Genomic DNA, 13,116 nt, shown 5'->3' with positions numbered 1-13,116 from the left:
AGCGGCAGCGCCGCACACACCACCACAGGAAACCCGCGCACGCTCAAGACGGAGACGGAGACGGCCGCGGGGGCGGGTCCGAGGTCGTCGAGCCGAGACGGGCGGAGCCTCGAGCCGACGGAGCCGGGAGAGGCCCGGCCGGACGGGCGCCCGGGGCAGCGCCTCAACCGTCGTCGCATCAGGCCGAGTTGATGCCTGGCGGCAGCCTTACGTGCACCACCACAGGAAGCGTTTGCACGTCTCCGACGGCGACGGCTGCGGGGACGGGTTGGAGGTCGTCGGATGCGAAGTCGGGGTCGAGCCCGAGGCGGGCGGGGGCGTCGAGCCGGAGGAGCCGGGGGCGGCTGCCGACCGGGTCGACTTGCCGGGGGTCGGGGACGCGTCGCCCTTGCCGTCAGTGGACTTGGACGCCGACGGCGAGGCGGAGGCGTCCGGGGAGGCGGAGGGCCTGCCGGCGGAGGCACCCGTTGCGCCGTCCCGCGGGCCTGCGGACTTGCTCGGCTCCGCCGTCGACCGGTCGACCTCGGACGACTCGTTCCCGGCCACGGACGGGTCGCGGGACGAGGAGAACACCGGTGCGTCCATGCCGAGTTCGGCCAGACTCAGACCACCCGCCGCCAGGACGAAACCCGCGGCGACGAGCAGCGTGCGCTTTCGGCGCCGGCGGTGGAGCGCGGCCTTGCGGTCGCGACGGCTCGCGTCCGGCGCACCGCCCGCGCCACCGGGACTCCGTCGGCCACCGCGGCCCCCCTCGCGGCGGCGCGCGGCGCGGCCGTGCGGCTCGTCACTCTCGCCTTCGTCACCGTCGTGGCCGTCGTGACCGTCGTGACCTTCGTCGTCAGGGTGGGCGGCATGGTCGTCGTGAGCCACCGCGGCATCATGGCCGACGGGTGCGAGGGCGTCGTCGTACGGCTCCGGCTCGTAGGCATCCCGGTACGCGCGCAACTGCTCGACGCGTGTCCCGCACCCCGGACAGGCGAGGGCGCCGTTGAGGTGCCGTTGGCACGGGTGGCAGTAGTCCATGACGTGGGAAGATTAAGTTCCCGGAGGGTCACGTTCCTAGGCACAGCCGTGAAGGTTGTGTGGGAACCGGCCATATCGGCGCGACCGCCGGAGTGAACTGGCCCACACGGGGGAGGGGCGGCGTACGCAAGAGGCGTCGAAACTGGCGAAACCGTTAGCTGCTCTACCCATTGACACCCCGCTCACACCGTCCTTACTGTCTGCCCAGCATTTCGAACATGAGCCGAAATCTCGAACAGCCGAAGGGTAACTTCCGTGCGCATCACCGGAATCAGCACGCACGTGGTCGGGACACCGTGGCGCAACCTGACCTACGTCCTGGTGCACACCGACGAAGGCATCACGGGTGTCGGCGAGACCCGCATGCTGGGTCACACCGACGCGCTGATCGGATACCTGAGAGAGGCCGAGCAGAACCACATTCTCGGCTCGGACCCGTTCGCAGTCGAGGACCTGGCCCGCCGCATGAAGTACGGGGACTACGGCCGCGCGGGCGAGATCGTGATGTCCGGTATCGCCGTGGTCGAGATGGCCTGCTGGGACATCAAGGGCAAGGCCCTCGGCGTTCCGGTGTGGCAGCTGCTCGGCGGCAAGGTCACCGACAAGGTGAAGGCCTATGCCAACGGCTGGTACACCACCGAGCGAACGCCCGAGGCGTACCACAAGGCCGCCCAGGGCGTCATGGAGCGCGGTTACCGGGCACTGAAGATCGACCCCTTCGGGACCGGACACTTCGAGCTCGACCACGAGCAGACCATGTACGCGGTCTCGCTGATCGAGGCCGTCCGGGACGCCATCGGCCCCGAGTCCGAGCTGATGCTGGAGATGCACGGCCGCTTCTCCCCCGCCACCGCCGTCCGGCTGGCCAAGGAGCTCGCGCCCTTCAAGCCCGCCTGGCTGGAGGAGCCGGTGCCGCCGGAGAACCTCAAGGCGCTGGAGAAGGTCGCCGCGAAGGTGGACATGCCGGTGGCCACGGGTGAGCGCATCCACGACCGGATCGAGTTCCGGGAGCTCTTCGAGAGCCAGGCCGTCGACATCATCCAGCCGGACGTCGGCCACATCGGCGGCATCTGGGAGACGCGCAAGCTCGCCGCGACCGCCGAGACCCACTACATGCTGGTCGCCCCGCACAACGTGGGCGGGCCGGTGCTCACCTCCGCCTCGCTCCAGGTCGGCTTCACCACCCCGAACTTCAAGATCCTCGAGCACTTCAACGACTTCGCGGACGCCGAGATCAAGAAGGTGGTCAAGGGCGCGCCGCAGGTGGACCCGGAGGACGGCTGCTTCCACCTCTCCGACGCGCCCGGCCTGGGTGTGGAGCTGGACGTGGACGCCGCTGCCGAGTTCCCCCAGCAGCGGGCGCACTTCGACCTGTGGGCCGAGGGCTGGGAGAAGCGGAACCCGAAGGACGGCCAGTGAGTTCCGCCGCCGTCGTCGTCGACGCCCCGGGCACGTTCCACCTGGCCGAGCACACGCCCCGCGACCCCGGTCCGGGCGAGGCGCTGGTGCGGGTGCACGCGAGCGGGATCTGCGGCAGCGACCGGGAGGTGTTCCAGGGCAACCGGCCCGAGGGGTACGTGCGCTATCCGCTCACGCCCGGCCACGAGTGGTCCGGAACGGTGGAGCGGGTCGGCGCCGGGGTCACCGGGACGCTGGTCGGCCGCAAGGTCGTCGGCGAGGGCTTCCGGAACTGCCAGGTCTGCGACCGCTGCCACGCGGGTGAGACCACGCTGTGCAGCGCCGGGTACGAGGAGACCGGCTTCACCCAGCCGGGCGCGATGGCGCCCACCCTGACCCTCCCGGCGAGGCTGCTGCACGTGCTGCCCGACGACGCCGATCTGACGGCGGCGGCCCTGCTGGAGCCGGCCGCCTGCATCGCGGCCGCCGCCCTCAAGGCGAACGCGCAGCCGGGCGAGAAGGTCGCCGTGGTCGGCACCGGCACCCTCGGGATGTTCGCGGTGCAGTTCCTCAAGGCCGTCTCGCCGGTGGAGCTGCTGGTCGTCGGCACCCGCCGGGACCGCGAGGCACTGTCTCGGCGGTACGGCGCGACCGACTTCCGTACGAAGGACGAGCCGCTCCCGGACGACTTCGACGTCGTCATCGAGACCGCCGGGTCCGCCGACGCCGCGCGGACCTCCGCCGCTCTGCTGCGGCGTGGCGGGCGCCTGGTCCTCACCGGGATCCCGGCCCCCGGTGCGAGCGGGCTCGACCCCACGGATCTCGTCGTACGACAGCTGGAGGTGCACTCCGTCTTCGGGGCGCCGCCTGACGCCTGGGCGCACACCGTGCGGGTGTTCGGGGCCGGATTGCTCGACCCGCTGCCACTGGTCACGCACGAGCTCCCGCTCGCCGAGTTCCCGCAGGCCATCGAGCTCGTCGGGTCCGGTGATCCGAAGGTCGGCAAGGTCCTCCTTCGCCCCTAGCCGTACGCCGGTGCGGGGGCGACCTGACGGCCCCCGCATCGGCGTACATCCAAGCCCCGCACGACTTGAGCCGCGAACTCTGTCCGAAATTTCGAACACTAAGGACACCTTGTGACCGACGCTTCCGCCCCGGCAGCCCGTCGACCCGGCGAGCAGGCGCTCGCCGCCCTCGGTCTGGGCGCGCCCGACCTCTCCCCCGCCGACGCCTCGCCCCACACCTTCCCGGGCGGCGGCCGCTGGCGCACCGAGATCCCCTCGTGCGAGGGTCCCGAAGCGCTGGCCGTCGTCCTGAAGGAAGCCTCGCGGCTCGATGTGCCGATCCACCGGATCAGCCAGGGCAGCGGCGTATGGATGCTGACCGACGCCGAGATCACCGAGATGGTCGAGGCGACCGGCGAACGGGACATCGAACTCTGCCTGTTCACCGGGCCGCGCGGCACCTGGGACATCGGCGGTTCCACGCGCACCGACTCGCGGGGGGCCGGTCTGCGCGCCCGCGGCTACGACGCCGTCGCCGGGTGCGTCGAAGATGCCGTCCGCGCCACGGAGTTGGGCGTCAAGTGCCTCCTGGTCGCCGACGAGGGCGTGCTGTGGACGCTGCACCGCGCACGCGTCGCCGGGATCATCCCGGCCGACACCACCCTGAAGGTCTCGGCGCTGATCGGTCCGGTCAACCCTGCCGCGTACGCGGTGTACGAGCAGCTGGGCGGCGACTCCCTCAACGTACCCAGCGATCTGACGCTGGATCACCTCACCGAGATCCGGCGGGTCTCCGCCGCCCCCATGGACATGTACATCGAGGCCCCCGACGACCTGGGGGGATACGTTCGGATGTACGAGGTCGCCGAGCTGATCCGGCGCGGGGCACCGCTGTACCTGAAGTTCGGGCTGTCCAAGGCGCCCGGCATCTACCCGTACGGCAACCACATGCGGGACCTGACGCTCGCCACCGCCAAGGAACGCGTCAGACGCGGCCGGCTGGCCCTCGACCTGCTCGCACGGCACGGAGCCGACGGCGACATGGCACCCCTCGGGTCACGGCTGCCAGGGGTTTTGAACCGGTTCCCCGCCGAAGGTGCCACTGGATGACCGATGGGGTCTGCGGGCCGTGTGCAGCTGCTCGCGCCCGCGCGGCGGAGCCGCGCATCGACCCCGACCCCGCGCCCCTTCGGGGCCCTCACCGACCTCGCCCGACATCTCAACGACGAGAAGAACAAGGAACGATCACTATGCGCACTCGTAGAAGCGCCCTCACCCTCATAGCCGGAGCCGCCTCCCTCGCTCTCACGCTGTCCGCCTGCGGCCAGAACAGCACGGGCGGCAGCAAGGAGGACAAGGGCAGCGCCAAGGGCGGCACCATCGGTATCGCGATGCCCACCAAGTCCTCCGAGCGCTGGATCGCCGACGGCAAGAACGTCGTCAAGGACCTGCAGGCCAAGGGCTACAAGACCAAGCTGGTCTACGGCGAGGACGACCCCGAGCAGCAGGTCTCGCAGATCGAGAACCTGATCACGCAGGGCGTCAAGGGCCTGATCATCGCGGCCATCGACAACAAGTCGCTGAACAGCGTGCTGCAGCAGGCCGCGGACGCCAAGATCCCGGTGATCTCCTACGACCGCCTGATCCTCGGCACCAAGAACGTCGACTACTACGCCTCGTTCGACAACGAGAAGGTCGGCAAGCTCCAGGGCTCGTACATCGTGCAGAAGCTCGGCCTGGACAGCGGCAAGAAGGGCCCGTTCAACATCGAGCTGTTCGCCGGCTCCAACGACGACAACAACACCAAGTACTTCTTCAACGGCGCGATGAGCGTGCTCCAGCCGTACATCGACAAGAAGCAGCTGGTCGTCAAGTCCAAGCAGACGGCGCTCAACCAGGTCACCACGCTGCGCTGGGACGGCGCCACCGCGCAGAAGCGCATGGAGGACATCCTCACCTCCACGTACACCAGCGGCAAGGTCGACGCGGTCCTGTCGCCGTACGACGGCATCTCCATCGGCATCATCGCCGCCCTGAAGTCGGACGGTTACGGCTCGGCCGCCAAGCCGCTGCCCGTCATCACCGGTCAGGACGCCGAGCTCGCCTCGGTGAAGTCGATCATCGCGGGCCAGCAGACGCAGACCGTCTACAAGGACATCCGCAAGCTCGCCAAGGTCGCCTCGACCATGATGGACGACGTCCTCAACGGCAAGAAGCCCGAGATCAACGACACCAAGTCGTATGGCAACGGTGTCAAGACCGTCCCCGCCTACCTGCTGCAGCCGGTGAGCGTCGACAAGACCAACTACACGAAGGAACTGGTCGACACCGGCTACTACACGGCGGACCAGCTGAAGTAGTCCCCCTGTCGGTGGAGCCGGCCACGCGGCGGAGCCGCATACCGGCACTCACACCGGCCATTCCTACGGATTGAAAGGGCACACCATGGCGGGACCCGTCCTGGAAATGCGCTCGATCGTCAAGACCTTTCCCGGGGTCAAAGCGCTGTCGGACGTCACGCTGACCGTCCGTCAGGGCGAGGTCCATGCCATCTGCGGTGAGAACGGCGCCGGGAAGTCCACCTTGATGAAGGTGCTCTCCGGCGTCCATCCGCACGGCACCTACGAGGGCGACATCCTCTTCGAGGGTGAGACCTGCGAGTTCAAGGACATCCGGGCGAGCGAGCAGCGCGGCATCGTGATCATCCATCAGGAGCTGGCGCTGGTGCCGTTCCTGTCGATCGCGGAGAACATCTTCCTCGGCAACGAACACGCCTCGGGCGGGTTCATCAACTGGAACGAGACGCTCAAGCACGCCACGGAGCTGCTGCGCCGGGTCGGTCTGAGCGACCACCCGGAGACCCGCATCGCCGACATCGGCGTGGGCAAGCAGCAGCTGGTGGAGATCGCCAAAGCGCTGTCCAAGAAGGTGAAGCTGCTGATCCTCGACGAGCCGACCGCGGCTCTGAACGACGAGGACAGCGGCAAACTCCTGGATCTCATCGGGGAGTTGAAGAAGCAGGGCATCACCTCGATCATCATCTCCCACAAGCTGAACGAGATCCGGCGGGTCGCCGACTCGGTGACGATCATCCGCGACGGCAGGTCCATCGAGACCCTCGATGTGAAGTCCGCGGAGACGACCGAGGACCGCATCATCTCCGGCATGGTCGGCCGCGACCTCGACCACCGCTTCCCCGAACGCACCGCGTACGAGGGCGAGGAGGACGCGGCACCCGCGCTGGAGATCCGCAACTGGACCGTGCACCACCCGATCGACCAGCAGCGCAAGGTGGTCGACGACGTGTCGATCAACGTGCGGCGCGGGGAGATCGTCGGCATCGCGGGCCTGATGGGCGCGGGCCGCACGGAACTGGCCATGAGCGTCTTCGGGCGCAGCTACGGCCGGCACGCGGGCGGCACGGTCCTCAAGGACGGCAAGGAGATCCGTACGAAGACCGTCGCGGAGGCGGTCGAGCACGGCATCGCGTACGTCACCGAGGACCGCAAGCACTACGGCCTCAACCTCATCGACAACATCAACCGGAACATCTCGCTGACCGCCCTGGGCAAGGTCGCGAGGCGCGGTGTGGTCGACGAGCACGAGGAGCGGAAGGTCTCCGAGCGCTTCCGCAAGTCCATGAACATCAAGGCGCCGACCGTCTTCGAGACGGTGGGCAGGCTCTCCGGCGGCAACCAGCAGAAGGTCGTCCTCAGCAAGTGGATCTTCGCGGGTCCCGAGGTGCTGATCCTGGACGAGCCGACACGCGGTATCGACGTGGGTGCCAAGTACGAGATCTACACGGTCATCGACCAGCTGGCCGCGGAGGGCAAGGCGGTCGTCTTCATCTCCTCCGAGCTGCCGGAGCTGCTCGGGATGTGCGACCGCATCTACACCATGGCCGCCGGGCGGCTCACGGGTGAGGTCCCGCGGGCCGAGGCCACGCAGGAAGTGCTGATGCGCCAGATGACGAAGGACAAAGAGGTAACCCGATGAGCACGGATGTGACGGACAAGGTCCCGGCCGCGGCGCCGCCCGGGAAGAGCGGGGGGTCGGCCTCCGGCGAGAACCTGCTGCAGCTGATGCTGGGCGGTCTGCGCCGCAACATGCGGCAGTACGGCATGCTGATCGCGCTCGGCCTGATCGTGGTCCTGTTCCAGGTGTGGACCGGCGGCGACCTGCTGCTGCCGCGCAACGTCTCCAACCTGGTGCTGCAGAACAGCTACATCCTGATCCTCGCGATCGGCATGATGCTGGTGATCATCGCGGGTCACATCGACCTGTCGGTCGGCTCTCTGACCGCCTTCGTGGGCGCGTTCGCGGCCGTGCTGACGGTGCAGCACAGTGTGGCGTGGCCCATCGCGCTGGTGCTGTGCCTGCTGGTGGGCGCGCTCGCGGGCGCCGTCCAAGGGTTCCTGATCGCGTATCTCGGCATCCCGTCGTTCATCGTGACCCTCGCCGGCATGCTGCTCTTCCGCGGTCTGACGGAGATCTTCCTGCAGGGCCAGACCCTCGGTCCGTTCCCGAACGGTCTGCAGAAGATCGGCAACGGCTTCCTGCCCGAGGTCGGCCCGAACACCAACTACCACAACCTCACGCTGCTGCTGGGCTTCGTCCTGCTGGCCTTCGTGGTCTACCAGGAGGTCCGCGACCGCAAGCGCCAGCAGGAGTTCTCGCTGGACGTGCTGCCGCGCAACGCCTTCCTGCTGAAGCTGGTCGCGATCGCCGCCGCGGTCCTCGCGGTGACGATGCTGCTCGCCAGCTACCAGGGCGCGCCGATCATCCTGATCGTCCTCGGTGTGCTGGTGGTCGGCTACGGCTATGTCATGCGCAACGCGGTCTTCGGCCGGCACATCTACGCCATCGGCGGCAATCTGCCGGCGGCGAAGCTGTCCGGCGTCAAGGACAAGAAGGTCACCTTCCTTGTCTTCCTGAACATGGGCGTGCTCGCGGCCCTGGCGGGTCTGGTGGTCGCCGCCCGCCTGAACGCGGCGTCTCCGAAGGCGGGCCTGAACTTCGAACTCGAGGCGATCGCCTCGTCGTTCATCGGTGGCGCGTCCATGAGCGGCGGTGTCGGTACCGTCCTCGGCGCGATCATCGGTGGTCTCGTCCTCGGCGTGCTGAACAACGGCATGAACCTCCTCAGTGTCGGCACCGACTGGCAGCAGGTCATCAAGGGCCTCGCCCTGCTGGCCGCGGTCGGGTTCGACGTGTGGAACAAGCGCAAGTCCGGCTCGTAGACCAAAGTGACCGGATCGGGCCCCGCCGCACGGCGGGGCCCTTCCCGTGAGAGGAGAGGCAGGACCGGTGAAATCGCTCTTCGGCAAGCTGGCCGACGGCACGGAGGTCCACCGCTGGTCGCTGGAGAACGGCGGCACCCGGCTGAAGGTCCTCAACTGGGGCGGCGTGGTCCAGGGTCTGGAGATCCCGGACCGGCGCGGCCACTACGCCAACGTCTCCCTCGGCTTCGACAACATCGACGACTACGTCACCAAGACCCCGTACTTCGGCGCACTGATCGGCCGCTACGGCAACCGCCTGGCCAAGGGCCGGTTCACCCTGGACGGCAAGACCTACCAGCTGTCCGTGAACGACGACGTCAACAGCCTGCACGGCGGCAAGCAGGGCTTCGACAAGCGCATCTGGGACGTCGAGCCGTTCGCCGAGGGCTCCGACGTCGGCCTGGTGCTGCACTGCACCAGCGGCGACGGCGAGATGGGCTACCCCGGCACCCTCAAGGCGAAGGTGACGTACACCCTCACCGAGCACGGCGACTGGATCATCGACTACGAGGCCACCACCGACCAGGCCACGGTCGTCAACCTCACCAGCCACGTCTACTGGAACCTGGCCGGCGAGGGCAGCGGCACCATCGAGGACCACGAGCTCACGATCGAGGCCTCCCGATACACGCCCACCGACTCGGGCCTGATCCCCACGGGCGAACTGGCGACGGTGGCCGGCACCCCCTTCGACTTCCGCAAGACCAAGGCGATCGGCCGCGACATCCGCGACGGCCACGTCCAGCAGGTGCAGGCCAAGGGCTACGACCACAACTGGGTCCTGGACAAGGGCGTCACGTCCACGCCCGAGCACGTCGCCACCCTGCGCGACCCGCGCTCCGGCCGCACCCTGAAGATCGCCACCGACCAGCCGGGCCTGCAGTTCTACTCCGGCAACTTCCTCGACGGCACCCTCACCGGCACCGGCGGCAAGACCTACCGCCAGGGTGACGCGCTGTGCCTGGAGACGCAGCACTTCCCGGACTCGCCGAACCAGGCGAACTTCCCGTCGACGGTGCTGCGGCCGGGTCAGACGTACCGGACGAGGACGGTGCACACCTTCGGGACGTGACGCCGGGCACCCGGATGGGGACGATGAGCAACGCCTTCCGGTTCCCGAACTCACTCTGTTTTCACATTGGTTGAACAGCGCTCCAGCCGTCTCCGTATGAAGGGGCGGCCCGTGCTCCCCCGCGCGGGCCACCCAAACGCGACGGGCCCGGTCGTCCCTGCCGGGCCCGCCCCATACGGAGGTTCCATGGCCGACAACGTCACCTCGCTGTTCCGCAGCGACGCGGCACACAGCCCGTCGATGGCGGCGTTGACGCGGCAGGGCGGCGACGGGACCGGCCCCGTGGACTTCTGCATCCCCTGCAATCCGTACTTCCCCACCCCGGCCATGTTCGAGGAGATGTCGGCCCGCCTGCGCGACATCGTCACGTACTACCCGAGCAGCGCCGACACGATCACCGCCGAGCTGTGCAACCTGCTGCAGCTCCCGCCGCAGTGCGTGGCGATGGGCAACGGCTCGACCGAGCTGATCACCTGGATCGACCACCTGATGGTCCGCGAGTCCCTCGCCATCCCCGTCCCCACCTTCGGCCGCTGGACCGACCAGCCGATGGAGACCGGCAAGCGGGTCGACATGTTCCCGCTGCAGGAGTCCAGCGGCTTCGCCCTGGACCTCGCCAAGTACGCGGAGTTCATCCGGGCCCGCGGCACCCGCGTCGCCGTCGTCTGCAACCCGAACAACCCCGACGGCGGCTTTCTGCCCAGGCAGTCCCTCGTGCAGTTCATGGACGCGATGGCCGACCTGGACCTGATCGTCATCGACGAGTCGTACCTCGAGTTCGCGGACGCCGAGGCCGAGGCCGAACCGTCGGTCGTCCAGGAGGCGATGATCCGCCCGAACGTCGTCGTGCTGCGCAGCCTCGGCAAGAACTTCGGCCTGCACGGCATACGTTTCGGCTACCTGGTCGCCAACCCGGCCCTGGCCGGACGGGTCCGCTCCATGCTCCCGAAGTGGAACCTCAACTCCTTCGCCGAGTACGTGGTGTTCATGCTCAAGGAGCACGGCGCCGAGTACGCGCAGAGCCTCCACCAGGTGCGCCGTGACCGCCTGGACATGGCCAGCCAGCTCTCGGTCCTGCCCGGCCTCACGGTCTACCCCTCCCAGGGCAACTTCCTCTTCGTGCGCCTCCCCGTGGGCGCCGAAGGCACCGTGGTCCGGGACCGGATGCTCACCGAGCACCGGATCCTGGTCCGCGACTGCGGCAACAAGATCGGTTCGTCCAGCCGCTTCCTGCGACTCGTGGTGCGCCCCCAGGTGGATGTGCGTCGCCTGGTGTCCGGCCTGGAACAGGTGCTCTACGGGACCAGGAGGGGAGCCGCCGTACCCGAGCTGGGCACCGGGACCAGCTACAGCTCGGGTACGGCGGCCGTGGACCGACTGGTCAGCGCCACCAACGGGTCCGGTATGCCACTCGCTGCGATGGCCTCCGGCGGTTCGGTGGGGGGCGGGATGCCCATGCCCACGCCCATGCCGATGCCGGCGGCGGCGCAGGCCCCGATGCCGGCGGCGGCGCAGGCCCCGATGCCGGCGGCGGCCCAGGCGGCCCCCCAGCCGGTCGGTTTCCCGGCCCAGGCCCCGATGCAGCCCATACCGGCACCGGCTCCGATGCAGCCGATACCGGCACCGGCCCCGATGCAGCAGCCGATACCGGCCCCGGCTCCGGTACCGGCCCCGACACCGATGCCCACGCCGGTACCTCCTCCGGCCCCCGGCCCGACCCCGCCGGGCGTGCCGGCCCGCGGCGGCCTGACGGCGGCTCAGGTACGGGGTACGACCGGCCCCGCGCCGGGCCTCACCCCCGCTCCGGCCACCGGCTGGCCGAACGCCCAGAGTTGGCCCAACGCGGCGGGCATGGGACAAGCCGGCTGATCGTCGTAGGGGCGCGGACCTGGCTCCACCATGGGCATGGTGACTGGACGGCACCCCGGACGGGCTAATCCGGCGCGCTGGACTCCCCGGTCCCGGCGAGGCTGAGGGCAGGGCCTGCCCCGCGTCTCCGGCATGATCCGCCGGACAGGCCCTGAGGTCCGCGCAAGATCGGAGATGTCCATGGGCGGTTGCGCCGAGGCGGTGGTCACGGTCGTGCCCGAGCCGGGCGGACGGGCCCGGCTCGCCTCTCCGCCCAGCACCGGTCGCGGCCAGTGAGTACCCGGTTCATGCGTGTCGCGGTCATCGGGGACTGCCCGCTCTTCCGGTACGGCGTCTCGCGACTGATCGGCACCGCGCCCGACCTCCACCTGGTGGCCACGGTGCCCTCGCTCCAGGCCGCGGACGGCAATCTGCACCGCGCCGACGTGGTCCTGATGGATCTGCAGCAGTCGCCCCCGAGGCTCGCCGCGACCGTGGCGGAGCTGCGGGAGCGGGGGCATGCCGTCATCGTCACGTCGTCGGCCGCGCAGATCGACGCGGCGCAGGCGATCCGGGCGGGTGCCGGCGGATATCTGAGTCGGCAGGCCGAGGGCGAGGAACTGCTCACGGCGATTCGGGTCGTGGGCTCGGGCCGCAGTTACGTGTCCGCGCCCGCCGGCTATCTGCTGGAAGAATCCCCGCACTTCACGGACCGCGAGCAGGACATTCTGAGACTTGTCGTCAGTGGCGCGACGGACCAGGAAATCGCCGACAAGCTGTGCATCAGCAAGCACACCGTGCAGTCGCATCTCGACCGAATCGGCGAGAAGACAGGTTACCGGCGCCGTTCCGACCTCACCCGGCTCGCGATCGAATACGGGCTGACGTACCGAGAATAGAGCTGCTGAGGGCAGCTGCTGTGGGCCGTCCTACCCCGCCACTCGTGGGTAGTTGTCTCCCTTGACCACCAGGGGCCGCGGTCAGACCTTGGTAGAGGGAACTTCAGCGGATCAGTCGCAGCCATTCCCAGCGCGAGCCGACAAGCTAGGAGAAGTCATGCGTAGTCGCGTCGCAATTCTCGCCGTCACAGCGATACTTCCTCTGACAGCCGTCACCTCGCTCGCGGCTGCGAACCAGGCAGCGGCCGACCCGAGAAGTGGCGAGGTCGTGGTCACGGGGTCGCTCGATGACTGCGCCAACAATCAGCCGCCCCAGAGGGTGGCGATAACCGCAAAGACAAACCCGGTGGTGACCCTGACCGACTCAAATCCGGGTGTGGCGACAGCGAGCGCGTATACGGTCACCTTCAGCAATATCCCCAAGAACAAGACCGTAAAGGCCGTGGCCGTCGTGTCCTGCGCAGGCAGCAATTACACGGACACCCTCAAAATCAAGCGGCCGCCTGACTCAGGGAATCTGGTTCAGAAAGAGGACATCCAGCAGGGGTAAAGGCACGCCGGCGGCCAGCACGGGGACGATCGTCCGGGTC

Annotated in this window: 11 protein-coding genes; 10 read left to right on the top strand and 1 reads right to left on the bottom strand. The window is 68.7% G+C overall.

Going from position 1 to position 13,116, the window contains the following annotated elements:
- Window positions 1-207: 207 nt before the first annotated feature.
- Window positions 208-1,023, bottom strand: a complete 816-nt coding sequence (locus ACFY1U_RS01505) for a hypothetical protein (RefSeq protein WP_390692115.1) — start codon at window positions 1,021-1,023, stop codon at window positions 208-210.
- Between the two features lie 255 nt (window positions 1,024-1,278).
- Between ACFY1U_RS01505 and ACFY1U_RS01500 the strand changes: the two genes are divergently transcribed.
- From ACFY1U_RS01500 to ACFY1U_RS01455, 10 genes are all read left to right on the top strand, one after another.
- A complete protein-coding gene (locus tag ACFY1U_RS01500; protein ID WP_390692114.1) occupies window positions 1,279-2,442 on the top strand; it encodes a mandelate racemase/muconate lactonizing enzyme family protein in 1,164 nt (387 codons plus the stop codon).
- Window positions 2,439-3,446: a zinc-binding dehydrogenase gene (locus tag ACFY1U_RS01495; RefSeq protein WP_390692113.1), complete on the top strand. Its 1,008-nt coding sequence runs from the start codon at window positions 2,439-2,441 to the stop codon at window positions 3,444-3,446. Before ACFY1U_RS01500 ends, ACFY1U_RS01495 begins: the two co-directional genes overlap by 4 nt.
- A 111-nt stretch (window positions 3,447-3,557) precedes the next feature.
- Window positions 3,558-4,535 carry a hypothetical protein gene (locus tag ACFY1U_RS01490; RefSeq protein WP_390692112.1) on the top strand — a complete coding sequence of 326 codons (978 nt, stop codon included), beginning with the start codon at window positions 3,558-3,560 and terminating at the stop codon, window positions 4,533-4,535.
- A gap of 140 nt (window positions 4,536-4,675) precedes the next feature.
- Window positions 4,676-5,785 (top strand): multiple monosaccharide ABC transporter substrate-binding protein, encoded by a 1,110-nt coding sequence (chvE, locus tag ACFY1U_RS01485; protein ID WP_390692111.1) that lies wholly within the window; start codon window positions 4,676-4,678, stop codon window positions 5,783-5,785.
- 85 nt (window positions 5,786-5,870) lie between these two features.
- Window positions 5,871-7,421, top strand: coding sequence for a multiple monosaccharide ABC transporter ATP-binding protein (gene mmsA, locus ACFY1U_RS01480; RefSeq protein ID WP_390692110.1), 1,551 nt, complete (start codon window positions 5,871-5,873; stop codon window positions 7,419-7,421).
- Window positions 7,418-8,665: a multiple monosaccharide ABC transporter permease gene (mmsB, locus tag ACFY1U_RS01475; protein WP_390692109.1), complete on the top strand. Its 1,248-nt coding sequence runs from the start codon at window positions 7,418-7,420 to the stop codon at window positions 8,663-8,665. Before mmsA ends, mmsB begins: the two co-directional genes overlap by 4 nt.
- Window positions 8,666-8,711: 46 nt before the next feature.
- A complete protein-coding gene (locus ACFY1U_RS01470; protein WP_390692108.1) occupies window positions 8,712-9,779 on the top strand; it encodes an aldose epimerase family protein in 1,068 nt (355 codons plus the stop codon).
- A gap of 186 nt (window positions 9,780-9,965) precedes the next feature.
- Window positions 9,966-11,648: a pyridoxal phosphate-dependent aminotransferase gene (locus tag ACFY1U_RS01465; protein WP_390692107.1), complete on the top strand. Its 1,683-nt coding sequence runs from the start codon at window positions 9,966-9,968 to the stop codon at window positions 11,646-11,648.
- Between the two features lie 287 nt (window positions 11,649-11,935).
- Window positions 11,936-12,526, top strand: coding sequence for a response regulator transcription factor (locus ACFY1U_RS01460; RefSeq protein ID WP_390692106.1), 591 nt, complete (start codon window positions 11,936-11,938; stop codon window positions 12,524-12,526).
- A gap of 157 nt (window positions 12,527-12,683) precedes the next feature.
- Window positions 12,684-13,076: a hypothetical protein gene (locus ACFY1U_RS01455; protein WP_390692105.1), complete on the top strand. Its 393-nt coding sequence runs from the start codon at window positions 12,684-12,686 to the stop codon at window positions 13,074-13,076.
- The last annotated feature ends 40 nt before the right edge of the window (window positions 13,077-13,116 follow it).

It is taken from the genome of Streptomyces sp. NPDC001351 (genome assembly GCF_042896045.1).
Lineage (GTDB): Bacteria > Actinomycetota > Actinomycetes > Streptomycetales > Streptomycetaceae > Streptomyces.
This window is presented reverse-complemented; position numbering and strand designations above follow the sequence as displayed.

Excerpts from the sequence above, each read along its gene's own strand:
- ACFY1U_RS01505 (WP_390692115.1), bottom strand. The coding sequence starts at position 1,023 with ATGGACTACTGCCACCCGTGCCAACGGCACCTCAACGGCGCCCTCGCC.
- chvE (WP_390692111.1), top strand. The coding sequence starts at position 4,676 with ATGCGCACTCGTAGAAGCGCCCTCACCCTCATAGCCGGAGCCGCCTCC.
- mmsA (WP_390692110.1), top strand. The coding sequence starts at position 5,871 with ATGGCGGGACCCGTCCTGGAAATGCGCTCGATCGTCAAGACCTTTCCC.
- mmsB (WP_390692109.1), top strand. The coding sequence starts at position 7,418 with ATGAGCACGGATGTGACGGACAAGGTCCCGGCCGCGGCGCCGCCCGGG.
- ACFY1U_RS01465 (WP_390692107.1), top strand. The coding sequence starts at position 9,966 with ATGGCCGACAACGTCACCTCGCTGTTCCGCAGCGACGCGGCACACAGC.
- ACFY1U_RS01460 (WP_390692106.1), top strand. The coding sequence starts at position 11,936 with ATGCGTGTCGCGGTCATCGGGGACTGCCCGCTCTTCCGGTACGGCGTC.
- ACFY1U_RS01455 (WP_390692105.1), top strand. The coding sequence starts at position 12,684 with ATGCGTAGTCGCGTCGCAATTCTCGCCGTCACAGCGATACTTCCTCTG.